The organism is Azospirillum sp. A23 (assembly GCF_042938965.1).
GTDB lineage: Bacteria > Pseudomonadota > Alphaproteobacteria > Azospirillales > Azospirillaceae > Azospirillum > Azospirillum melinis.
On record NZ_CP170666.1, the window covers coordinates 83665 to 107053 of the forward strand.

Genomic DNA, 23389 nt, shown 5'->3' on the forward strand with positions numbered 1-23389 from the left:
AAGGGCCGCTCGAAATGCGCTTTGTCACTCGGTTGCCTTTTGTTGCTATTCGCGGATTTACCTATCACTAGCAATTATGGTGTTGATTAGCGCTCGGTTAACTCCGTGAAACAGGTCGACCCGCTTGCAGCCCGCCCCTCAGCCCACTTCGCACACCACATCGTCGGCCGACTCGGCCAAGGCCTCGACCGGCCGGAACCGGGGCGACAGCAACCGGGCTGCCGAGAAGGCTGCGCGGCGCCTGCTGTCCGGCATGCTGGGCCCGCGCCGCGACCGGGGGATGCTGATCCTCGCATCCTTCGCCCTGAACATCTTCGGACTGGCCCTGCCGGTCACGCTGCTGCACGTCTACGACCGCATCCTGCCGAACGAATCCTACGGCACCATGCTTCTGCTCGGCATCGGCTGCGGGGCGGCGGCGGTGATGGAGGCGATCCTGCGGGTTGCGCGCTCGGCGCTGACCACCTGGATGGGGGCGAGGATCGAGCACCAGTCGAGCGCGTCGCTGATCGACCGGCTGATGCACATGCCGCTCAACGCCTTTTCCCAGCAGGGAATCGGCACCCATTTCGAGGTCTACCGCGCCATCAAGCTGGTGCGGGAATTCTATTCGGGCCAAGCGCTGCAATCGGCCATCGACATCCCCTTCGCCGTTCTCTACCTGGGCCTGATCGCCCTGCTGGCGGGCTGGCTGGCGGCGATCCCGGTGGCGGTGCTGGGCCTGTTCCTGATCGTCGGCGCCGTGCTGGGCCGGCGGATGCGCCGGGCGCTGGAAAGCCGCCACACGCTGGAAGAGCGGCGCCTGAACTTCATCAGCGAGGTGCTGGGCGGCGTCCACACCGTGAAGGGCCTGGGGGCGGAGGCCGGCCTGCTGCGCCGCCACGAGCGCCTGCAACAGGGGTGCAGCGAGGAGGACTTCACTGTCGCCCGCCTCAGCGGCACCGCCTCCGTCGTTGCCGGCACGCTGGCGCAGGCGACGATGATGCTGGTGGTTCTGCTGGGCAGCGTGTCGGTGATCGACGGCGCGATGACCACCGGCGTGCTTACCGCCTGCTCGATGCTGGCGGGGCGCTGCGTGCAGCCGGTGCAGGCGCTGTTCGACCGCTGGGTGCGCTACCAGTCGGTGTCGCTGGCCCTGCGCCGCATCGGCCATGTCCTGCTGGAGGTCGGATCCGACGGCGCCGCGGCGCCGGTCGCCAGGGACGGAAGCGCCGAGTCGGAAGGTGCGGTCACCACGCCGCTGGCCCCCGGCTCCATCGAGATGGACAAGGTCACCTTCGCCTACGACCGCGGGCCGGAGATCCTGAGCGGCCTGTCGCTGAGCGTCGGGCCGGGCGAGTTCCTGGGCGTGGTGGCGACCAACAGTTCGGGCAAGACGACGCTTCTGCGCCTGATCCTGGGTGTGCTGCGGCCACGGTCCGGCGAGGTCCGGGTCGGCGTGCGCACCCTGACCGGGGCCGACGCAATGATCGGCATCGGCGGCGTCGTCTATGTCGGCGAGCATCCGGAACTGTTCAAAGGCACCATCCTGCAGAACCTGACGCTGTTCGACCCCAGCCGGGCCGATCTGGCGATGGAGGTCTGCCGGCGCCTTGGCCTCGACCGCCGCATCGCCAGTCTGCCGCAGGGCTACGAGACCATCGTCGGCGACGCCTCGCAGGAGGCGCTGCCGCGCGGCGCCCGCCAGATGATCTGCCTTGCCCGCGCGCTGGTCCGCGAGCCGGCCGTCCTGCTGCTGGACGAACCGAACTCGTCCCTCGACGTCGAGTCCGACAAGGCGTTCCGCCGCGCGCTCGACGAGCTGCGCGGCAGCGTCACCATCCTGCTGGTCAGCAGCCGCCCGTCGCTGCTGTCGCTGGCCGACCGGGTGGTGCAGATCGTCGACGGCCATGCGGTGGCCCGCAACCCGGCCGCCGAAGCCATCGGCGGACAGCCGGCCCTGGTGGCTGCCGTCTCCAGCGCCCCGGCACCGGATGCCGAGGCCGGCACCAATGCGGAGCCGATCCGCGCCGCCCATGACGACGGCGACATCCTGCGCCGCCGGCTGGCCGAGGCATCGGCCGTCGGCGCCTGCATGGTGCCGCTGCTCGACGCGCTCGGCTGGCGCGGCGCGCCGCAGACGCTGGCCGAAGCCCTGCCCCACTTCTCCGAGGTGCAGACGGTGGAGGAGCTGTGCGACGTGTTCCAGCGCCTGCATTTCGAGGGGCGCAGCCTGCGCTTCGACCTCGGCCGGCCGGAACCGTCGCTGATGCCCTGCCTGTTCCGCGCCCGCGACGGCGGCATCTACACGCTGCTGTCCGCCGATGCCGATGGCGTCACCGCCTTCAGCGGCCAGTCGCGCGAAACGGTGACGTTGAACTACGGCAAGGGCACGGCCTACGTCTTCACGCCGCGGGAGGCCGCCTCCGGCGCCGGGAACCAGAACTGGGTCGGCTCGGTCATCCACGCCTATTTCCCGCTGCTGTGGGCAGTGCTGGGGCTGAGTGCCGTCATCAACCTGCTGTCGGTCGCCGCCCCGCTCTTCACCATGGCGATCTATGACAAGGTGATCGGCACCGGGTCGTTCGACACGCTGGCGACCATCGCCGTCGGCGCCTTCCTGGTGATCGCCGGCGACTTCGCCCTGCGCCAGATCCGCGGCCGGGCGCTGGCCCATGCCGGGTCGCGCATCGCCCGCACCGTCAGCAACGCCACCATCGACCGCATCCTGATGCTTCCGGTGGGGATGAGCGAACGGGCGGCCATCGGCACGCAGATCGCCCGGGTGAAGGACCTGGAGTCGATCCGCGACTTCATCAGCCAGGGGCAGGTGGCGGCGCTGTTCGACGTGCCCTTCGCCCTGTTCTATCTGGGTGTGATGGCGGTGCTGGGCGGGCCGCTGGCACTGGTTCCGCTGGCCGCCGTGCTGGTCACCGCCGCCATCGGCGCCGCCGTCCACCCGCTGGTGCGCGCCCGCACCGGCACCACCGCGCGCGCCGACACCGAGCGGCAGGAATTCTTCGTCGAGATGGTCGCCAAGATGCCGGCCCTGCGCGCCATCGGCGGGCTGGCCCACTGGCGCGACCGCTATGACCGGCTGTCGGCCCGCACCGCCCGGTCGGGCCACACCGCCGCCAACCTGTCGGCGACCCATGCGGCGCTGGCCGGGCTGGTGGTGCCGGTGGCAGGACTGGCCACCGTCGGCGTCGGCGCCCTCCAGGTCTTCGCCGGCACGATGACGCCGGGCGCGCTGATGGCGTCGATGATGCTGCTGTGGCGTGTGATGGTGCCGTTGCAGACCGCCGTCTCCATGCTGCCACGCATCGAGCAGCTGCGCGCCAACGCCCGCCAGATCAACGGCCTGATGAGCATCCGGCCGGAGCGCGAGCCGCGCTGCGCCACCTTGCAGCCGCGCAAGCTGAAGGGCGAGGTCTCCTTCTCGCGCGTGTCGCTGCGCTACCGCAACGATGCCGATCCGGCGCTGGTCGGCGTGACGTTCAATGTCAAGCCGGGGCAGATCGTCGCCATCGTCGGGCCGGACGGCGCCGGCAAGTCGTCGCTGCTGAAGGTGATGCTGGGGCTCTACGCGCCGCAGGCCGGCAATGTGCGGGTCGACGGCGTCGACATCCGCCAGATGGACCCGGTCGATCTGCGCAAGTCCATCGGCTATGTGCCGCAGGCCAGCTCGCTGTTCTACGGCACCATCGCGCAGAACCTCCGCTTCGCCGACCAGACCGCCGACGAGGCCGAACTGCGCTGGGCGCTGTCGCTGGCCGGCGCGCTGGACGAGGTGGAGGCGCTGCCGCGCGGGCTGGACACCCGCATCGGCGACAACCAGTCGCTGCGCCTGTCGCCCAGCCTGACCCAGAAGATCTGTCTGGCCCGCGCCTACATCCGCCGTCCGCGCATCCTGCTGCTGGACGAGCCGGCGAGCCGGCTGGACTTCGAGGGCGACAAGGCGCTGCACGCGGCGCTGGCCGCCCTGCGCGGCCACAGCACCATCTTCCTGGTCACCCACCGGCCGAGCCACCTGACGTTGGCCGACACGGTGCTGACCATGGATGCCGGCATGATCGGCCCCGCCGCCCCGGCCGGCGGCCTGCCCGGCCCCCGTCCGGTCGGACCCGGCACCGGCCCCAATGGCGGCCCGGGTGGCGGCAACAGCGTCGCCAACGGCATCGCCGGGGCGCTGCTGGGCGGGATCGGGCTGCAACGCCCGCCCGGCGTCGCCGCCACGCCACAACGCTGATCGGCCGCTGACGCCCTTCGCTCTTTCCTCCAGTCCGTGTGAACCGCAAGATGGCCGCTTCAGACCTCGCCCGCCCCACCGGCAAATCGCTCAGCGCCGACGATGCGACGCTGTCGCTGGTCCGCGCCACCATCCTCGTGCTGGTCCTGCTGATGGCGGCCCTGCTGACCTGGGCCACGCTGATGCCGGTCAAGGAAGCCGTCGTCACCGCCGGGCAGGTGGTTCCGTCCGGCAATGCCCAGGTCGTCCAGCATCTGGAGGGCGGCATCGTGTCGTCCATCCTGATCAAGGAAGGCGATCTGGTGGAGGCCGGCCAGCCGCTGCTCGTCTTCGATCCCAAGCAGGTCCAGGCGGAGCGGGAGCAGATGAACGCCCGCCTGCTGACGCTGGAGCTGCGGGCGGAGCGGCTGCGCGCCTTCGCCGGCGGGCGGGCCCCCGATTTCGCCCGCGTCGCCGGCCCCGACACGCCGCAGACGGAGTCGCAGGTCGCCGACCAGACCCTGATCTACGACACCCAGCGCCAGGCCCGCGACACCGCCATCGCCGTTCTGCGCGCCCAGGTGTCGCAGCGCGAGGCGGAGCTGGCGCTGTATGAGGGGCAGTTGGCCAACATCAAGGACCAGATCACCTTCATCACGGGGTCGGTCGACATCCGCAACAAGCTGGAATCGATGGGCCTGTCGTCGAAGCTGCAATCGCTGGAAACCCAGCGCGAGCAGTCGCGCCTGATGGGCGAACAGCGGCGGATCGAGGGCCAGATCATCGCCACCGGCCAGGCGATCACCGAGGCGGGAAACCGCATCCTCGACCAGTCGGCCAAGCTGTCGCAGGATGCCGTGACCGAGATGGGCACCGTCACCGCTGAGATCGCCCAGCTGCGCGAGGCCCGCGCCAAGCTCGACGACCGTGCCCAGCGCCTGACGGTGCTGTCGCCGGTGCGCGGGCTGGTGCAGGATCTGCGGGTCAACACCATCGGCGCAGTGGTGCCGGAAGGCGGCGTGCTGATGCAGGTCGTCCCGGTCGACCATGAAATGACGGTGGAGGCTCACGTCACCCCGCGCGACGTCGGCCATCTCCAGGTCGGGCAGGAGGCGACGGTCAAGGTTCTGACCTACGACTTCGCCCGCTATGGCGCCATTACCGGCAAGCTGCTGCGCATCTCGGCCTCCACCTTCCTGGACGAGCAGCACCGCCCTTACTACAAGGCGGTTGTGGCGCTCAGCCGCAACCATGTCGGCCGCGACGACATCCAGCACCCGGTTCTTCCCGGCATGACCACCCAGGTGGAACTGCCCACCGGCGAGCGGTCGCTGCTGGAATATCTGCTGAAGCCGATCTACTTCGCCCTGTCCGACAGCTTCAACGAGCGGTGAGGAAATCGGCCATCCCCTCTTCCCGCCGGGGAGAGGGGATGACGGCCACCCTCTGAAAACGCGTCAGAAACGAAAAAAGGCCGCCGGTCCTGATTGGACGGGCGGCCGACATGGGAACGGCGTAAAGGGTCAGTAGGCGCCGAGCGACCGGGCGACGGCGGTGAATTCCTCGGCGAGCCAGCCTTCCTGCCGGATCAGGTGTCCCATCAGCTGCTTCAGCGCCGCTTCGTAGGCCTCGGTGCGCTCTTCGGCCGGCAGGCCGGCTGCGGCGAGCCGGGCGACGAAGTCGTCTACGGCCTGCTCGGGCCCGACCTGCTCAGCCTTGCGGGAGTCGACCTGGGTCATGACTTTGAACAACCTGGGGGCGGTGTCGACGATCTGCTGCGGAACCATGTGAGCGCCTTGATGCTGGAGGCGATGCCTGACTCCATAATGAGTGTACGGCACACGTGTGTGAAGAGACCATTTAGCGCTTAAATGAAATAAATTTTGGATGCATTTGATGCATCTCGTTTCAATTGTGTCGGCCCGTCGGCCAAAAGTTGCGGAGGTACTGCATGAAACGGCTCCGACACAGCTCGACAGAATATGTCACGACATACCAGTAGCAATCATTCGTGCCAGTACCTAAAATTGCCGCGATTCAGCAGCGCCCGTGAACGCCAATGGCCGGCCGCCCCAACCGCAGCGCCTCCCTTCAGACCGCTCCGCTCCGTGCGGTCGAACCCGATCCGGCTGCCGTCAGCCTGGACAAGGTGAAGGCGATTCTGGCTCCGCTGGACCGGGCGCAGAAATCCAAGCTGTTCGAACTGGTGCAGGCCGGGCATCTGGAAGACGACCAGATGACGGTGGAGGTCGGCCGGCTGATCGTCGCCATGCTGAACGGCCCGCGCACCGAACATGCGCGCCGCATCTGGACCGGCTGGTTCGACCCGGTGATGCTGCGCACCGACCAGCTGATGCTGGCGGAAAGCCGGCCGCCCGGCTGCATGCATGTGGTCGACGCCAGCGCCTGGTGGTTCGCGCTGCTGCCGCATCTGCGCGAACTGGCCGGACGGGTGCAGTCCGACATCGCCGCCCGCGCCAGCGAACATCCGCTGGACAGGGTCCTCGCCTCCACCGCCGCGGCGGATTGGGCGGAAGAGCTTCGCATCCGCTCGCTGGCCGTCCTGCGCCAGCGCGGCGTGGCCGGGCCGCTGCTGGCCACCGCCAACTCCGAACGGCTGACGCTGCTGCGCAAGCGCGGGCTGGCAGGCGTGGCGCCGCTGTCGATGGGCGATCTCGCGATGCTGGATTCCATGCTGGAGCATGCGCCGCTGTGGAAGGGTGCCGTTCGCCCGCGCGAAACCATCGGCATCCTGCACGCCGTGTCGGAGATGGCGGAGCACGGTTCGCCCGACGGCGCGATGCACTATGCGCTGGCCCTGATCAACGGGTCGCGCGATCCCGATCAGGCGCTGGCCCTTCATGGCATGTCGCCCGGCCCGGCATTGGTGGAGGCCGCGGTCGGGCATGTGCAGTTCGGCTGGCAATGCCTGCGCCAGAAGCTGGAGGATCTGCATCTCGGCCGCCCTGCCCCGCCGCAGCTGACGGCGGGCGAGACGGTGGACCGTCTGCAGGAGCGTGCCTTCCGCTGGTACGACGCGTTGCAGGGCTTCGGCGTCGAGCGCGGCGGACGCAACTGGGCGGCGGTCTCGGCCGCCGTCGGCCGGGTGACCGGGCTGGTCGAGGGCGAGGTTGTGCCGGTGCTGAGCCACCGGCTGCTGACGCTGAACGCCAGCACCTCGGCCCGGCCGCTGATCGACCCGGTGCGCTTCATCAACGGCTTCAACCACCGGCTGCGCCGCCGCGGCATCGCCGCCTCGACCAACCCCTGGCTGACGGCAATCGGGGAGCATCTGGCCGCCCTGTTCCGGCAGATCGGCGCCTATGGCCGGGAAGACGCGCTGTCCGCAATGGCGGACCTGTGCGAACTGGCGGAGGAGGCCGGCTACCCCATCGAGGTGACGGCCATCGACAAGACCCTGCTGGGAATCGCGGAGCGGGCCCTGCGCGACGGCCGTGAGCTGAACACCGGGGAAAGCAGGCTGATCGAGCGCGTCGTGACCGTCGCGACCGAGGAGCGCCGCCGCTGCCGCTGGTGGGTGTCGGGCGAACTCGTCAGCCTGCTGGACGCCGCCCAGCAGCGCGGCATCGGCCCGGCGCCGCAATAGACCACCACCATTTACCGGATCAGGACGACAGCTTCATCCCCGACTTCATGGTGACCAGCGCCAGCTGGGTGCGGTTGCGCACGCCCAACCGCTGCATCACCGTGCGCATATGGACCTTGATGGTGCCCTCCAGCACGCCCAGCGCGCGGGCGATCTCCTTGTTGGACTGGCCTTCCAGCAGCAGGCGAAGCACCTCGCGCTGACGCTCGGTCAGGCCGTTGACGGCATCACTTTCGGTGCGGACCGGCGGCATGGCGGCCGGCAGCGGAATGCGGATCGGCGTGCCGCCGCGCACCGCCGGGGGGGCCGGGGCGAAGATGCCGCCTTCCAGCACGATCGGCAACGCTTGGTCGAGCACCGCGCTTTCGCATCCCTTGTGGACGAAGCCACGGGCGCCGGCGCGGATGCAGGACGCGATGACGTTGCCGTCGGTCGCACCCGAGACCACGATCACCGGCACGTCGCCGGCCGCCTCCAGCATTTCGTCCAGGCCGCTGTGCTCGTCGCTGTCACTCATCTGCAGGTCGTAGAGAATGGCGGCGAGCCCCGGCTCGGAACGGACTTTGCACAAGGCCTCGGCCAGCGATCCCGCCTCGACGATTGCGACATCCTGGTAGCGCTGCCGCAGGGCCAGAGACAGGCCGTAGCGGACCAGCGCATGGTCGTCGACAATCAGAAACTTGAGGGGAGTGTCGGGCATGACCCGGCGGTCTGGCGCCTGATCAAACTTCGCGGAGTCGTGGGCGTGCTGCACGTTATGATCCACGTTTGTTCCCCTTTACTCGTCCAAAGTGCCACTGCCCTTAAAGACGCAGGGCCATGATATACCTTAGGACCAATCCGGTTTCAGGATGAACCGCTCCATTGGCACCCTTCATAGGGCATGGGGATAGCCGCGCACCAAACCGAAGGTGGCGCGCCACGCTATCAATGGTGGCGTCTGCGCCTGTTACGAACGGCCAACGGAACCGTCACAGAGAAAACCGATCCACGGTCCGGCCAGGAACGCAAAGCGATCTCGTGGCCGAGCCGGCCGGCGAGCCGCGCGACGATTGCCAGCCCCAACCCGACTCCACGCCTCTGGTCGCGGCTTGGGTTGCCGAGCTGCCGAAATTCTTCGAAGATAGCCTGCTGGCTGTTCTCAGGGATACCGGGTCCGGTGTCCCAGACGTCGATTCGCAGGTGATCGCCGCAACGGCGGCAGCCCAGCAGGATTTTCCCGGAGACGGTGTATTTCAGCGCATTGGCGACGAGGTTCCGCAGGATGCGCTCCAGCAGTTGGGCATCGCTGTAGACCACCGCAGTCGTCGGCACGACGCGGAAGCGCAGACCGCGCATTTCGGCTTGCGGCATGAACTCGCCATGGATGATTTCCAGCATCAGGGCGAGCGACAGCGGCTCGATCACAGGCTCGATCGCACCGGCGTCGAGCCTTGCGGTATCCAGCATGCCTTCCAGCAAGGTGCGGATCGACAGGTGTGCCGCCAGCAGCCCGCCCAGGATCGGCTGCTCCGCCTCACCCAGGCGGTTGCGCAGGACATCCAGGAACAGCCCCATCGACATCACCGGCTGGCGCAGATCGTGGCTGGCCGACGCCAGAAGCTGCAGCTTGTCGGCATCGGCGGCCTGGAGGCGGCGCAGTTCCTCGTTGGTGCGGCCCAGCTGAATGTTGGCCTCCTCCATCTGTTCCAGCGTGACGCGCAGTTCCTCGTCCATGGCGCGCAGTTCTTCCAGCGAGGCGTTCAATTCGGAATCAGACCGTTCGAAGTCTCTGCCACGGCGTTCCAGCGCGGTCTCGCGGATGGCCAGCCTCTCCTGAATCGCATCCAGCTGCGCCAGGGAGTCGCGGTAGCGTTCCGTCACGATTCCCATTTCGCGATTCTGACGGCTGATCAGCTCATCGGTGTCGCTTTGACGCCGCTCGAGATCCTCGACCAGCGTCTGCGCCTGTTCCAGCTCGACCGATAGGCGCATCACCGCGTCGGGCATCCGGTCTTCCTTCAGGGCCTCCGCCACGCAGATGAAGTGTTCGGTTTCGCCACGCAACCCCACCAAGGGCGTGATGACGAGACTGCACAGATACTCGCTGCCATCCTTGCGCTGGTTGACAAGGGAAACGCGAGACGTATCCCCCAGCCGCAGGTCTCGCCTGATGGTTTCAGTCACGGCGGGATCGGTACGGCGGCATTGCAGGAAGCGTGGGGAAAGGCCGATTGCCTCGTCCGCCCGATAGCCTGTCAGGCTCGTAAAGGCCCGATTGACATAGAGAATGGTCGGTCCCGGTGCATCCAGATGACAGTCGGTAACGATCACCGCATGGTCCAGGTGGTCCCACAAAGGCTGTACAATCAGCGGCCTGGCTTTCCTGCCAGTGGCCACGGCCCCGTCCGCCGCCTTGTATCCGTGCGCATCCGACATTCTGTCCAGCCCCTGCCAGCACCACCGATGAGCAACGTCACAAGAATTCGTTAGTCGGAACCGGCGATAAATTCATTAGCTAAACTGTCGTAATCAGCCACGGTTCCATCCTATGTCTTTAGGTCAATCGATATGAGGTGAATTGGGTATCTGGGCATCACAAGCCCTTGCACAATTGACCAGAAATAAACCCTTCGGATCTCTGTCTACGTCCCCACCACGCAAATCGGTCGGAAAATCAGCTGCCGGCTACCTCCGCGCGGCTGTCGTCGAGCCCGATCCGCTGCCGCTCTGTCACGTCGTGGGCCAGAGCAACAAGGATCGGCGGCTGTTCTTCGCCGAAATACTGCATGCATAGCTCAACCGGGCGGACCGACTGGTCGGGACGTTCAATGGTGGTTTCGAGAACGATCTCTGCCTTTTCACCGGACATCAGCGGGTCGACCAGCCTGCTGAAGGTGGCAACGTCGATGTCCGGCATCAGGTCGTGCAAGGCGATCTGACGCAATGCATCCAGCGAATAGCCCAGCTTATCCTCCGCCCCCTTGTTGACCAACTGGAAATTGAAGGTGGCGGCGTCGAGGAAATAGACCTCGTTCAGCGACTGGCCGATGATCCGACCGAGATATTCGACGAAGGCGTCGGACCGCGCCCGCTCGCTCACGTCCTCGATGATCAGGATGGCGCCGTGGGCCAGACGGTTGTCGTAGAGCAGCGGCGACAGGCGGATGCGGCAGATGACGCGCCGGCCCCGCCGGTCCATCGCCTCGATCTCCACCGGCTCCACCGGGGCCTGGGTGTTGAGGATGTCGGACAGCGGACGGCGCAGCCGCTGCACCGGCAGGCCGATGTCCAGGTCCAGAAAAGCCTCGCCCGCTACTTCCTCGTTCCTCAGGCCCCAGACATTCTCGCTCCAGCGGTTCCAGGACTGGACGGTGAGGTTGTCGTCCAGAACGATGATGCCGACGTCGATGCTGCGCAGGATCGATTCGGAATAGCGACGATACTCGCCCGTCTCCTCGCTATGCCGGCGCATTTCCTCGTTGGCAACCTCCAGCTCTTCGTTGGTGGAGCGCAGCTCCTCATTCATCGTTTCCAGTTCTTCATTTGTGGACTGGAGTTCCTCGTTAGTCGTTTCCAACTCCTCATTTGTGGACTGGAGTTCTTCGTTCGTCGTCTCCAGCTCCTCATTCGACGACTGAAGCTCCTCGATGGTCGTTTCCAGGCTTTCCTGCACTACCTCTATCTGCTGTTGCAGCAGATAGAGACGGCTGGTGTCGAAGAAACTGAGCAGGGTGGCGAAGGGCTTGCCGTCGCGGCTGTAGAGCGGCGCCACCTCGATGGTCAGCCGGATCGGCTCGGCTCCGGGCCGGGTGAAAGGCTGGTGTTCGATGCGGACCGTGCGGTTGAAGTTGCGCACCTCCTCGATCCGGCTGCGCAGCTCCGTCGGGCGGTAGGAGATGGTCAGATCGTGGAACGGGCGGCCGATGTCGCCCTCCTCGACATCGAACAGGCGTCGGGCGTGGGTGTTTGCGAACACCAGCACCCCTTCGGCGTTCACCGCCAGATAGCCGGTGGAACTGCTGTCGACGATGCTTTCCAGCAACCGGACCTGTTGGTTGATGCGGGCGCCATTCGCGTCGTTGGCCAGGGACAGGCTCCCGCCGGCACTGCGGCGCCATTCCTGCGGCACCTTGGCAAAGATGCGGCTTTTCAGGTCGACCGGCTCGAACATGCGGGATCGCGCCAGTTGGGTCTCCGCCTTGCCCAGGAACAGGAAGCCGTCATTGACCAGCGCGTAATGCAGCCGTGGCAGGACGATGCCCTGGGTGTCGGCCTCCAGATAGATCAGCAGGTTGCGGCAGATCAGCAGGTCGATGCGCGAGATCGGCGCATCGCTGACCACATTGTGCCGGCCGAAGATCACGCATTTGCGCAGTTCGCGCTGGAAGACATAGTGGTTGTCGGTGCACTCGAAATAGCGTTCCAGCAGAGGTTCCGGCACCGATTCCACATCGCGCGGCCCATAGGTGGCGTGGCGCGCGGTGTTCAGCGCCGCATCGTCCAGATCGGTGGCGTAGATTTTGACGCGCCGGCAGAACTCGGCCGTTCCCAGCACCTCCGCGAACATCATCGCCAGCGAATAGGGTTCCTCGCCCGATGCGCAGCCGACGCTCCAGATCCGGATCTTTTCCTTGTCGCCCTTGCGCTCCAGAATGCGCGGAACGACCTCCCGCCGCATCACGTCCCACGCCTCGGCGTCACGGAAAAAGGACGTGACGTTGATCAGGACGGTGTTCAGAAGATCGACGAACTCCTGCGGATGAGCTTCCAGAAAGGCGTGATAGGCGGCGAAGCTGTCGCAGCCGACCTCGTCCATCCGCCGGCGGACGCGGCGCTCCAGGCTGGTCCGCTTGTAGCCCCGGAAATCGATGCCGCGGCTTTCCTGTATGTGACGGATCAGACTGGTGAACTCGCTGTCGGATTCGTTGATCTTCTTGGTCATCGTCTTGCGTCGTCACAGAGCCGAAACAAGCATAATCCGTTCTCCCTTCCGCGCTCAAGCCGCGTGACGACCTACGCCTCCTTCAGGACTCGTTGGAAGGGGGATAGGAATTATTTGGGTCATGATGAGGCGACATGACGCCGACGCTGTTGTGACTCCATGGAAAAACGCGACATCATCGTCATCGGCGCCTCGGCCGGCGGACTCAACGCGCTCAGACGTCTGTTCGGCGCCATGCCAAAGGACTGTGCACCGACGGTGTTCGTCGTCATGCACATCACAGCGAGCGCCCGCAGCGTCCTGCCGCAACTGCTCGACCGGATCGGCTGGCTGCCGGCCTTCCATCCCACCGATGGGGAGCCGATCCGGTGGGGGCACATCCATGTGGCGCCACCCGATCACCATCTGACGGTCCACCGGGACCGTGTGCTGATCCGCCGCGGCCCACGGGAAAACCGGACCCGTCCCGCCGTCGACCCGCTGTTCCGTTCGGCCGCCGCCGCCTTCGGCGGCCGGGTGGTCGGCGTGGTCCTGTCCGGCGGGCTGGACGACGGTGCGTCCGGTCTGCGGGCGATCCGACGGTGCGGCGGGGTCGGCGTCGTCCAGGATCCGCATGATGCGGAGTGGCCGGGAATGCCGCAATGCGCCATCGACCGCGGCGAGGCCGACCATATCCTGCCCTTGGAGCCAATGGCTGCCCTGCTGTCCCGGTTGGCCGCCGAACCGGCACCGCCGAGCCCGCCCGTGCCATTCGACATCGCCACGGAGGCGCGGATCGCCGAGCAGGAGTTCACCACGATGTCCGAGGATACCCAGGCGGTCGGCAAACCGACCACCCTGTCCTGCCCGGAATGCGGCGGCGGACTGAGCGAAATCCGCGACGGACCGGCCCTGCGCTTCCGCTGCCACGTCGGTCATGCCTACAGCCCCGACACCATGGAGGCGGCACAGGCGGAAGCGATGGAAAAAGCGCTGTGGGTCGCCCTGCGCACTCACGAGGAGCGGGTGGAGATGTTCCGGCGTCTTGGCGACCATGCCCGCGAACGCGGCCAGGACCTGACCGCCGCCAATTGGGACAGTCAGATGCAGGAAGCACGGAAGAGCGCAGAACTGCTGCGCACCGTTCTATCCAAGCCGGGGATCGGCAACAGCAGTTCCCCGAATACACGATGAGCCTGCGAGGGGGGAACCGGACGGCATCCGGCGGGTTTGATCCTTTCGGAACCTAAGTTCCGGTCCCAGGAGCCTGCCCCCGAAATGTCGCAAGACCACCCCCCAGAGTATCGCCCCATGAGCATCGACGGCCTGTCGGACGACAAGGACACCCCGCATTACGACGGTCCGGCCGGCGGCTGGGGATCGGTCGGGTCGATGGCCCGCATCATGGGGGAGGAACGGCCGACCCCTGGCGTGCTCGACACGCTGCGACGGCAGAACAAGCCCGGCGGCTTCATGTGCGTGTCCTGCGCCTGGGCCAAGCCGGCCAAGCCGCACACCTTCGAGTTCTGCGAGAACGGCGCCAAGGCGACGATCTGGGAACTGACCAGCCGGCGCTGCACCCCCGACTTCTTCGCCCAGCACACGGTCAGCGAATTGAAGGGCTGGAAGGATTACGATCTGGAGCAGCAGGGGCGGCTGACCCACCCCATGCGCTATGACCGGGCGAGCGACCGCTATGTGCCCTGCGGCTGGGACGAGGCCTTCGCCGCCATCGGGGCGGAGCTGCGCGCCATCGATCCGCAGCAGGCCGTGTTCTACGCCTCGGGCCGCGCCAGCCTGGAAACCTCCTATCTCTACGCACTGTTCGCGCGGCTCTACGGGCACAATAATTTGCCCGACAGTTCCAACATGTGCCACGAGACGACCTCGGTCGGGTTGAAGAAGGTCATCGGCTCGCCGGTCGGCACCTGCGTGCTCGATGATTTCGAGAGCTGCAACGCCATCTTCTTCTTCGGCCAGAACACCGGGTCGAACAGCCCCCGCCTGCTCCACCCGTTGCAGGAGGCGGTGAAGCGCGGGGCGAAGATCGTCACCTTCAACCCCGTGCGGGAAAAGGGTCTGGAGAGCTTCCGCAACCCGCAGAGCCCGCTGGAGATGCTGACCGGCAAGGACACCCAAATCTCCACCCTCTATTTCCAGGTGAAGGCCGGCGGCGACATCGCCGCGATCACCGGCATGATCAAGCATGTGCTGGCGGCCGAGAAGGAGCGGAAGGCGGACGGCAAGCATGTCCTCGATCACGACTTCATCGCCCAGCACACGGCCGGCCTCACTGAGATGAAGGAGCGGATCGACGCCATCGGCTGGGAGGAGATCGAGGAGGAATCCGGCCTGACCCGCGCGGACCTCAAGCAGGCCGCAGACATCTACATCGAGGCGGAACGCTCCATCGCCATGTACGGCATGGGCCTGACCCAGCAGGTGCGCGGATCGGAGACGCTGGCGGCGCTGGTCAATCTGTGGCTGCTGAAGGGCAACATCGGCCGCGACGGCGCCGGCATTTCCCCCGTGCGCGGCCATTCGAACGTCCAGGGCCAGCGCACCGTCGGCATCTCCGAAAAGCCGGAGCTGGTGCCGCTCGACCGGCTGGCCGAACAGTACGGCTTCGAGCCGCCACGCAAGGAGGGGCTGAACACCGTCAAGGCCTGCGAGAAGATCCTGTCGGGCGAGGTGAAGGCCTTCATCGGGTTGGGCGGCAACTTCGTCCGTGCCATTCCCGAGCGCGAGCGGATGGAGGCGGCCTGGACGCGCCTGCGCCTGACGGTGCAGGTGGCGACCAAGCTGAACCGCAGCCACCTGATCAACGGCGAAATCGCCTATCTGCTGCCCTGCCTGGGCCGGTCGGAGGAGGATGTGCAGGAGAGCGGCGCGCAGGCGGTGACGATGGAGGACAGCCTCAGCTGCATCCACGGCTCGCTCGGCAACAACACGCCGGCCAGCCCGCATCTGAAATCGGAGGCCGCCATCGTCGCCGGCATGGCGAAGGCGACCCTGCCGCCCAATCCAAAGGTGACATGGGACGCGTGGGTGGCCGATTACCGCCGCATCCGCGCCCTGATCGAGGCGACCTATCCCGACCAGTTCCACCATTTCAACGAGCGGGTCTTCACCCCCGGCGGCTTTTACCGCGGCAACCCGGCGCGCGAGCGGATCTGGAAGACGGACTCCGGCAAGGCCCACTTCACCCCGCCGGGCCGTCTGCGCGCCATCGGCTTCGAGGACGCGCCGGGGCGCTGGCGGCTGATGACCATGCGGTCGAACGACCAGTTCAACACGACGATCTACGGCTACTCCGACCGCCTGCGCGGCATCGAGGGCACCCGCGACGTTCTGCTGATGAACCCGCTGGACATCGCCGCGGCGGGTTTGCGGGAGGGTCAGGTGGTCGCGCTGGCGAGCGATGCCGGCGACGATGTCGACCGCCGGGTGGGCGGCCTGACGGTGACGCCCTTCCACCTGCCGCGCGGCTGCCTCGGGGCGTACTACCCGGAGATGAACCCGCTGATTCCGCTGTGGTATCACGACGAGGCGTCGAAGACGCCGGCCGCGAAGGGCGTGCCGGTGCGGATCGTGGCGTAGGGGGCAACTGGCATCCCCTCTCCCCGGGGGGGAGAGGGGGATACTCGTAAACCTCAGTGCGCCTCTTCCCAGTTGTCGCCGATCCCGGCTTCCGCCACCAGCGGCACGCCGAGCGTCGCCGCACCCTCCATCACTTCGCGCACGATGCGCGCGGCGTCCTCGGCTTCCGCTGCCGGCACCTCGAACAGCAGTTCGTCGTGCACCTGCAACAGCATCCGCGCGTTGCTGCCCGCGGCGGCGAGCGCGGCCGGCATGCGGTTCATCGCCCGCTTCATGATGTCGGCGGCGGTGCCCTGGATCGGCGCGTTGATCGCCTGACGCTCGGCGAAGGCGCGGCGGGCGGCGTTCTTCTCCTGGATGCCGGGCATGTAGCAGCGGCGGCCGAACAGCGTCGCCACATAGCCGTGCTGACGGGCGAAGGCCTTGGTCGCCTCCATCCACACCTTCAGCTCGTGGAAGCGCTCCAGATAGGTCTTGATGAAGGCGTTGGCCTCCCCCGGCGCGATGCCGAGCTGGCGGCCGAGCCCGAAGCCGGAGATGCCGTAGATGATGCCGAAATTGATCGCCTTGGCCTTGCGGCGGATGTCCGGCGTCATCTGCTCCAGCGGGATGCCGAAGACCTGGGCGGCGGTGGCGGCGTGAATGTCCAGCCCGTCGCGGAAGGCGTCCTTCAACGCCTGGATGTTCGCCATCTCCGCCACCAGACGCAGCTCGATCTGCGAATAATCGACGCTCAGCAGCTTGTGGCCGGGGGATGCCACGAAGGCGCGGCGGATCTTCTTGCCCTCCTCCGTCCGCACCGGGATGTTCTGGAGGTTGGGGTCCGTCGAGGACAGGCGGCCGGTGTTGGTCGCCGCCAGCGCGAAGGCGGTGTGGACGCGACCGGTTACGGGCGAGATCTTCTCCTGGAGCGCGTCGGTGTAGGTGCTCTTCAGCTTGGCGAGCTGGCGCCAGTCGAGCACGCGCTGGGCGATGGTGTGGCCCTGCTCCGCCAGTTCCTCCAGCACGCTGCTGTCGGTGGAATAGGCGCCGGTCTTGCCCTTCTTGCCGGTGCCGAGCTTCAGCGTGTCGAACAGGATTTCGCCCAGCTGCTTGGGCGAGCCGATGTTGAAGCTCTGTCCGGCCAGCGCATGGACGTCCTTCTCGATCTCGGCGAGGCGGAGCGACAGGCTCTGCGACAGGTCGGACAGCGCCTTCTTGTCGATGTGGACGCCGGCCCGCTCCATGTCCGCCACCACCGGCACCAGCGGGCGGTCCAGCGTCTCGTAGACGGTGACCATGCGGTCGTCGACCAGCCGCGGCTTCAGCAGAGTCCACAGCCGCAGCGTGATGTCGGCGTCCTCGGCGGCATAGGCCAGCGCCTTGTCCAGCGGCACGCGGTCGAAGGTGATCTGGTTCTTGCCGGTGCCGCAGACCTCCTTGAAGGGGATCGGCGTGTAGGCGAGGTGCAGTTCCGCCAGCTCGTCCATGCCGTGGCCGTGCGACCCGCCCTCCAGCACATAGGAGATCAGCATGCTGTCGTCGACCGGCGACACCGCGATGCCGTTGCGGGCGAACAGCTGGTGGTCGAACTTGAAGTTGTGGCCGATCTTCAGGACAGACCGGTCCTCCAGCACGTCCTTCAGGATCGCCATCGCCTCGTCGGTCGCGATCTGTTTGGGCGGCGTCGGGGCTTCGAAATCGAGCTGGCCGGCCGCCGCCGCTCCCTCCGCCTTGTGGGCGAGCGGGATGTAGCAGGCGATGCCCGGCTCGGTCGACAACGAGACGCCGACCAGCGTGGCGGTGGCCGGGGTCAGGCTGTCGGTCTCGGTATCGACGGCCAGCACGCCGGTCTCGCGCGCCCGCTCGACCCAGCGGCGCAGCGCGTCGGCATCCTGCACCAGCTCGTAGCGCACCTCCGGGACGTTCAGCACCGTCTTGCGGGCCGGGCGGTCCTCCGCGGCCGGGCTTTCGGCCGTCGCCGGAGATTTCGCGGCGGGGGTGGGCATGGAGCCGGGGGCCGGGAGCGAACCGCTGGCGCCGTCGGCGATGCGGCCGTCCTTCTGCATCTCCATCTCGACGCGGGAGACGATGCTGCGGAAGCCCTGGGCGCGCAGGAAGTCGATCAGCCGCTGGTGGTCGGGCTCGCGCACGCGCAGATCGTCCAGCGGCTTGGGCGGCGGCACCTGATCGTCGAGCAGGACCAGACGGCGGGAAACGCGGGCCAGATCGGCGAACTCGATCAGCTTCTGGCGGCGGGCCGGCTGCTTGATCTTCTCGGCATTGGCGAGCAGGGCTTCCAGGTCGCCATATTCAGTTATCAGCTGGGCGGCGGTCTTCACGCCGATGCCGGGCACGCCGGGAACGTTGTCGACGCTGTCGCCGGCCAGCGCCTGGACGTCCACCACCTTCTCCGGCGGGACGCCGAACTTCTCGAACACCTCGTCGGGACCGATGGCCTTGTTCTTCATCGGGTCGAACATGCCGACGCCGGGACGGACCAGCTGCATCAGGTCCTTGTCCGACGACACAATGGTGACCGGCCGCCCGGCCTCCTGCGCCAGACGGGCGTAGGTGGCGATCAAATCGTCGGCCTCGAAGCCCTCCAGCTCCAGGCAGGGCAGGCAGAAAGCCTCGGTCGCCTCGCGGATCAGCGCGAACTGCGGCTTCAGCTCCTCCGGCGGCTCCGGGCGGTGGGCCTTGTAGTCGGGATAGAATTCGTTGCGGAAATTCAGCCGCTTGCTGTCGAAGACCACCGCCACGGCTTCCGCCTTGGCGTCGGCCAGCAGCTTCAGCAGCATGTTGGAGAAGCCCAGCACCGCGTTGACCGGCGTCCCGTCCGGCCGCGTCAGCATCGGCAGCGCGTGGAAGGCGCGGAAGATGAAGCCGGAGCCGTCAACCAGATACAGGCCGCTGCCATCACCGCCCGAATTGGTGCCGCCCGAAGCGGGGCTGCCGGTGGCGGGGGTGTTCTCGGAGGCGGCGGTGGCATCTGTCATGGTGGTCTCTCGTCCCTTCCTTGCGGGCGCTACCATCGCCGAAGGAGGGCCGGGAGTCGAGTGCCGAGACCGGGGTGGAGACCCGCCGCCAACGCCCCTCGCCGCCGGCAGCGCGCCGCCGGCAGCGTGGCTTCAGTCGGCGCTGTCCTCCACCGCGCTGGTCACCACCGGACCGACGAAGGCATAGCCGACGCCATGCACCGCCTGGACCGGCAGGGCGCAGCCGCTGCGCTCCTCCACCTTGATGCGCAGGCGGCGGACCAGGGAATCGATGGAGCGGCTGTAGGGGTCCCAATCGCGGCCGGTCAGGGTGACGGAAATGTCCTGGCGGCTGACCGCTTCGCCGGGGGCGGCGACCAGCAGCGAGAGGAACTTGTACTCCGTCGCGGTCAGCGGCACGGCGGATCCGGTCGGCGGCTGGATGCGCCATTCGATGTCGTCGAACACCCAGACCTTGCGCGAGTCCGCAGGGGCGTGAGCGGGGACGGGAGTCGGACCGGCTGCCGGCACCGGCATCCCCGCCGATGGCTCCGCAGCAGAGTGCGGTGCGGCGCCCTTCTGCATCCGGCGCATCAGCGCCTTGATCTGCGCCTCCACCTCGCGGAAATCGACCGGCTTGACCAGATAGACGTCTGCGCCCAGCTCCAGCCCGATGACACGGTCGATCAGCCCGGATCGCGCCGTCAGCATGATGATGGCGGCCGAAGAACTCGCGCGGACGCGGCGGGCGACCGAGAAGCCATCCTCGTCCGGCAGATTGATGTCGAGCACGATCACATCCGCCGGGCCTGCCTCCAGTAGGCGGTCCAGCTCCGCGCCGCGCGACGCACCCCCCACCTCGAACCCGCAGCGGTCGAGATATTCGACAAGATCGTCACGAAGGTCGGCTTCGTCCTCGACCACAATGATCCGGGCCACGACGCCTCACGCCCCCATTCACATTCGTATGAAGTTATATTAAACGCCCGAAGCGGTTACGCAAACCATATCGGACGAATGGGATAAACCCCGGTCCCGCAAATCCGGTTCCGACCCGCTACCTTTGGGACAGGTAGCGGTCGCCGACCGTCGCGGAATAGCGGCCCACCCACTCGCGGTCGATGGCGTCGAGGCGGCCCTTCGCCTTCATCTCCGCAAGGCAGCGGTCGAAGTCGGCGCGCAGCTGTTCGTCGCGGAACACCATGCTGTAGGCGGTGGGCGGGAAGATGGCGGTGAACTGCACCGGCTGGGCCGGGTCGAAAGGCAGGCCGCCGGCCGCCTTCGCCTTTTCCTGAAGCTGGCGGTTGTATTCGGCGAAGATCAGGCCGTCGGCCAGAACCGCGTCGACCCGCCCGGCGAACAGCAGGTTGGAATGCACCATCTGGTCGGCGCGTTCGCGGAAATCGCCGAAGCTGGGGATGGCGGCACGCAGCCCCGGCAGCACGTCCGGCGCGCCGGAAAAGGTGATGACGCGCTTGCCCGCCAGATCGGCCAGCGACTGCACGGTCAGGCCGCTGCTTTTCAGCACGGAGGCGCCGTTCTGGTAGAGGATGTAGGGGGCGGAGCGGGGCCCCGGCATCTCCATGCCCGCCGGGACGGTGGAGACGGCGTCGACCTGCCCTCCCGTTTGCCCGCCAACCTGCGCACTTCCCTGGACGCTGTCGCGATAGTCGTTCCAGTGACGGCCGAAGGGAACAACCTTGAAATGCGCCTCATGCCCGCAGGCAGCCAGCGTCTCCGTGATGATGCTGGCCTCGCGCCCGGTGCCGTCGGCGCTCATCATCGGCGGCAGTTCCGGCGCCAGCACGGTCACCGGACGCGCGGCGGCGGGCAGCGCCGTCGCCGCCAATGCGGCAAGAACCGCCACGCCGGCAGCGGCAAGTCTGGCCGGAGCGATCCGCGGGACAAAGAACGCACGAACACCAAACGCCATCCTTCGCTCTCCCCAGAAGACAGCTCCAGCCGCCGGTTCTTGCCACAAGCAACTGTATCCGAAGGTAGCACGGCCGAGGACGCGGGCGTCCACGGGAAAAACCACTGTCCCCCAAAGGCCTCAGCCGGTTGGCCGTGCCGTTGTTACACTTCGTCGCAATTGGACGGAAATGGTCTCCGCCAGTTCCCGATTGTTCTGATTTCCCCGAACGTTCCGACACTGTATGAAACCGGTGCCGAATGTTATTTCAGGACTGATTAATCCCGTTGTGCTAAGGGTAAGCTCGTCCGCCACATGCATCATGTCCGCCGGCCGGTTCGATGACTGTCGGCATGCTGCACGTGAGGGTGGATTTACTGATGCGCTTGGGACTATCGCGGGCTTGGAAACCAGGGCCGCGGCTGAATTGAAACCCGCCATGAACACGGAATGCCCGATCGGCCGGGTCAGGAGGATGTGGATGAGCGTCACGGGATGGGACGACACCGAATCCTATACGCTGCGCGGCGCCGGCCCCCAGGGGTCGGGCGACGAGGTGGTCCGTGCCGGCGGGTCGTCGCTGCTGACGCGCGTCATCCTGATGATCGTCGGCTGCACCCTGCTGGTCGGGCTGATCGCCATGGGCGTCTCCTCCGTCCTGGTCGGCCGCCAGCAGAGGGAGGCGCTGACCCACCGCGCGACCCTGGTCGGCACGCTCCAGGCGTCGGCCATGGGGCAGGCGGTGTGGGAATTCGACACCCGCGCGGTGGAGGGGATGATCCGCGGCCTGTTGGCCGAGGACCCGGCGGTGCGCAGCGTGAAGGTGTGGGCGGCGTCCGGCGGCCGCGGCGGCCATGGCGAGCCGCTGGTGGCGCTGGAGCGTCCAGCCGGCCGGGCCGAACTGACGACCGTCGAAAAGCAGATCGTCATGTCCGGCAGCAACGGCGAGCGCACGATGGTCGGCCTGCTGCGCATGACCTATTCGCTGGAGGAGGCGGAGAGCGCCACCATGACCGCGCTGGCGCCGATGGCAGGCTTGGTCTTCTTCTCGCTGCTCGCCGTCATCGGCATGATCAGCATCCTGCTGAACCGGCTGGTGCTGGCGCCGCTCGCCCGGCTGACGCGCTCCGCCGGCGCCATCGCCGCCGGCGACTACCGCGTCCGTCTGCGCAACACCCGCGCCGACGAGATCGGGCAGCTGACCGTCGCCTTCAACCATATGGCGGAAACCGTCCACGACTATACCGAGCGGTTGGAACAGCGCGTCGCCGAACGGACGGAGGAGCTGCGCCAGTCCAACGAGCAGCTGGCGGTGGTCAACCGGCAGGTGATGGACAGCATCCAGTACGCCAGCCTCCTGCAATCGGCCATCCTGCCCGACGAGCGGGAGATGGCGCGGCATCTCGACGGCGTCTGCGTGCTGTGGCGTCCGCGCGACGTGGTGGGCGGCGATTTCCACATCTTCCGCGAGTTGGAGGACGGCCGCTTCCTGATCGGCGTTGCCGACTGTTCCGGCCATGGCGTGCCGGGCGCCTTCATGACGATGACGGTGTCGGCCATCCTGGACCATGTGCTGTCGGAAACGCCGGACAGCGATCCGGCGACGATCCTGGGCGGGCTGAACCGCATGGTGCGCGCCGCCTTGGCCCGCGGGCGCGACAACCCGCGTTTCGACAATGGCTTGGACATCGGGCTGTGCCTGGTGCGGCCGGACAAGGGCGACCTGCTGTTCGCCGGCGGCCGGATCGGCCTGCACATCGTCGACAGCGCTGCCAGCAACAGTCCCAATGCCGGCACAGCCGGCGGGACCGTCGGCGAAGTGAAGGGCGATGCGCAGAGCCTGGGCTATCGCCGGTCCGACAGCGGCCACCGCTTCACCACCCACCGGGTGGAACTGGCGCCGGGCCGCAGCTTCTACCTGACCACCGACGGCTTCCTCGATCAGGCCGGCGGTACCCGCGGCTTCGGCTTCGGCAACCGCCGCTTCACCGCGATGCTGCTGGAGCATGACGCAATCCCGATGACGGAGCGCCGGGCCGCCTTCGCGCAGGCCCTGGCCGGGCATCAGGGCGAGCGGGCGCAGCGCGACGACATCACCCTGGTCGGCTTCACCGTTTCACCGGCCGCTGCACCGGCCGCAACACCGGTGCTTGCGGCGGCATCCGCGCCCGACGCATCCTCATCCCACCCCGTTCACCCGTAA

General features: G+C 67.2%; 13 protein-coding genes. 6 read left to right on the forward strand and 7 right to left on the reverse strand.

All coding sequences use genetic code 11. The features are described 5' to 3' along the window. The first annotated feature begins 124 nt into the window (after window positions 1-124). Window positions 125-4228 (forward strand): peptidase domain-containing ABC transporter, encoded by a 4104-nt coding sequence (locus ABNQ40_RS09530; protein ID WP_247879528.1) that lies wholly within the window; start codon window positions 125-127, stop codon window positions 4226-4228. A 50-nt stretch (window positions 4229-4278) separates the two neighbouring features. Then, a complete protein-coding gene (locus ABNQ40_RS09535) occupies window positions 4279-5601 on the forward strand; it encodes an HlyD family type I secretion periplasmic adaptor subunit (protein ID WP_109047727.1) in 1323 nt (440 codons plus the stop codon). A 129-nt stretch (window positions 5602-5730) separates the two neighbouring features. Here the strand turns inward: ABNQ40_RS09535 and ABNQ40_RS09540 are convergent, their stop codons facing one another. After that, on the reverse strand, window positions 5731-5994 hold the full coding sequence (locus ABNQ40_RS09540) for a hypothetical protein (RefSeq protein WP_247879527.1): 264 nt from the start codon (window positions 5992-5994) through the stop codon (window positions 5731-5733). A 272-nt stretch (window positions 5995-6266) separates the two neighbouring features. On the opposite strand from ABNQ40_RS09540, the gene ABNQ40_RS09545 reads away from it, so the two are divergent. After that, window positions 6267-7814, forward strand: a complete 1548-nt coding sequence (locus tag ABNQ40_RS09545) for a hypothetical protein (RefSeq protein ID WP_109047726.1) — start codon at window positions 6267-6269, stop codon at window positions 7812-7814. A gap of 19 nt (window positions 7815-7833) precedes the next feature. Here ABNQ40_RS09545 and ABNQ40_RS09550 read toward each other — a convergent pair whose 3' ends face one another. From ABNQ40_RS09550 to ABNQ40_RS09560, 3 genes are all read right to left on the reverse strand, one after another. Then, window positions 7834-8514: a response regulator transcription factor gene (locus ABNQ40_RS09550; protein ID WP_109047725.1), complete on the reverse strand. Its 681-nt coding sequence runs from the start codon at window positions 8512-8514 to the stop codon at window positions 7834-7836. 227 nt (window positions 8515-8741) lie between these two features. Next, the gene (locus tag ABNQ40_RS09555) at window positions 8742-10232 is read right to left on the reverse strand and encodes a HAMP domain-containing sensor histidine kinase (RefSeq protein ID WP_109047724.1); all 1491 of its coding nucleotides are present in this window, start codon (window positions 10230-10232) and stop codon (window positions 8742-8744) included. Window positions 10233-10470: 238 nt separating this feature from the next. Then, complete coding sequence (locus tag ABNQ40_RS09560) at window positions 10471-12738, reverse strand: CheR family methyltransferase (protein ID WP_109047723.1); 2268 nt, start codon at window positions 12736-12738, stop codon at window positions 10471-10473. A 159-nt stretch (window positions 12739-12897) separates the two neighbouring features. Here ABNQ40_RS09560 and ABNQ40_RS09565 point away from each other — a divergent pair, with 159 nt between their 5' ends. After that, window positions 12898-13911, forward strand: a complete 1014-nt coding sequence (locus ABNQ40_RS09565) for a chemotaxis protein CheB (RefSeq protein ID WP_391346312.1) — start codon at window positions 12898-12900, stop codon at window positions 13909-13911. 117 nt (window positions 13912-14028) lie between these two features. Further along, complete coding sequence (locus ABNQ40_RS09570; protein WP_109047721.1) at window positions 14029-16317, forward strand: FdhF/YdeP family oxidoreductase; 2289 nt, start codon at window positions 14029-14031, stop codon at window positions 16315-16317. Window positions 16318-16370: 53 nt separating this feature from the next. On the opposite strand, the gene polA is transcribed toward ABNQ40_RS09570, so the two are convergent. The 3 genes from polA to ABNQ40_RS09585 all read right to left on the reverse strand — a co-directional run bounded on the left by polA (window position 16371) and on the right by ABNQ40_RS09585 (window position 21207). Continuing rightward, the gene (gene polA, locus ABNQ40_RS09575) at window positions 16371-19295 is read right to left on the reverse strand and encodes a DNA polymerase I (protein ID WP_109047720.1); all 2925 of its coding nucleotides are present in this window, start codon (window positions 19293-19295) and stop codon (window positions 16371-16373) included. Between the two features lie 132 nt (window positions 19296-19427). Continuing rightward, entirely contained in the window at window positions 19428-20213 is a 786-nt protein-coding gene (locus ABNQ40_RS09580; RefSeq protein WP_109047719.1) for a response regulator transcription factor, read from the reverse strand. A 118-nt stretch (window positions 20214-20331) separates the two neighbouring features. Then, window positions 20332-21207, reverse strand: coding sequence for an ABC transporter substrate-binding protein (locus ABNQ40_RS09585; RefSeq protein ID WP_109047718.1), 876 nt, complete (start codon window positions 21205-21207; stop codon window positions 20332-20334). Window positions 21208-21667: 460 nt separating this feature from the next. On the opposite strand from ABNQ40_RS09585, the gene ABNQ40_RS09590 reads away from it, so the two are divergent. Next, a complete protein-coding gene (locus ABNQ40_RS09590) occupies window positions 21668-23389 on the forward strand; it encodes a SpoIIE family protein phosphatase (RefSeq protein WP_247879526.1) in 1722 nt (573 codons plus the stop codon).

Bases quoted from the DNA above. Each gene is read 5' to 3' on its own strand.
- polA (WP_109047720.1), bottom strand. From the start codon at position 19,295: ATGACAGATGCCACCGCCGCCTCCGAGAACACCCCCGCCACCGGCAGC.
- ABNQ40_RS09565 (WP_391346312.1), top strand. From the start codon at position 12,898: ATGGAAAAACGCGACATCATCGTCATCGGCGCCTCGGCCGGCGGACTC.
- ABNQ40_RS09555 (WP_109047724.1), bottom strand. From the start codon at position 10,232: ATGTCGGATGCGCACGGATACAAGGCGGCGGACGGGGCCGTGGCCACT.
- ABNQ40_RS09550 (WP_109047725.1), bottom strand. From the start codon at position 8,514: ATGCCCGACACTCCCCTCAAGTTTCTGATTGTCGACGACCATGCGCTG.
- ABNQ40_RS09535 (WP_109047727.1), top strand. From the start codon at position 4,279: ATGGCCGCTTCAGACCTCGCCCGCCCCACCGGCAAATCGCTCAGCGCC.
- ABNQ40_RS09545 (WP_109047726.1), top strand. From the start codon at position 6,267: ATGGCCGGCCGCCCCAACCGCAGCGCCTCCCTTCAGACCGCTCCGCTC.
- ABNQ40_RS09585 (WP_109047718.1), bottom strand. From the start codon at position 21,207: ATGGCGTTTGGTGTTCGTGCGTTCTTTGTCCCGCGGATCGCTCCGGCC.
- ABNQ40_RS09570 (WP_109047721.1), top strand. From the start codon at position 14,029: ATGAGCATCGACGGCCTGTCGGACGACAAGGACACCCCGCATTACGAC.
- ABNQ40_RS09560 (WP_109047723.1), bottom strand. From the start codon at position 12,738: ATGACCAAGAAGATCAACGAATCCGACAGCGAGTTCACCAGTCTGATC.
- ABNQ40_RS09540 (WP_247879527.1), bottom strand. From the start codon at position 5,994: ATGGTTCCGCAGCAGATCGTCGACACCGCCCCCAGGTTGTTCAAAGTC.
- ABNQ40_RS09590 (WP_247879526.1), top strand. From the start codon at position 21,668: ATGAGCGTCACGGGATGGGACGACACCGAATCCTATACGCTGCGCGGC.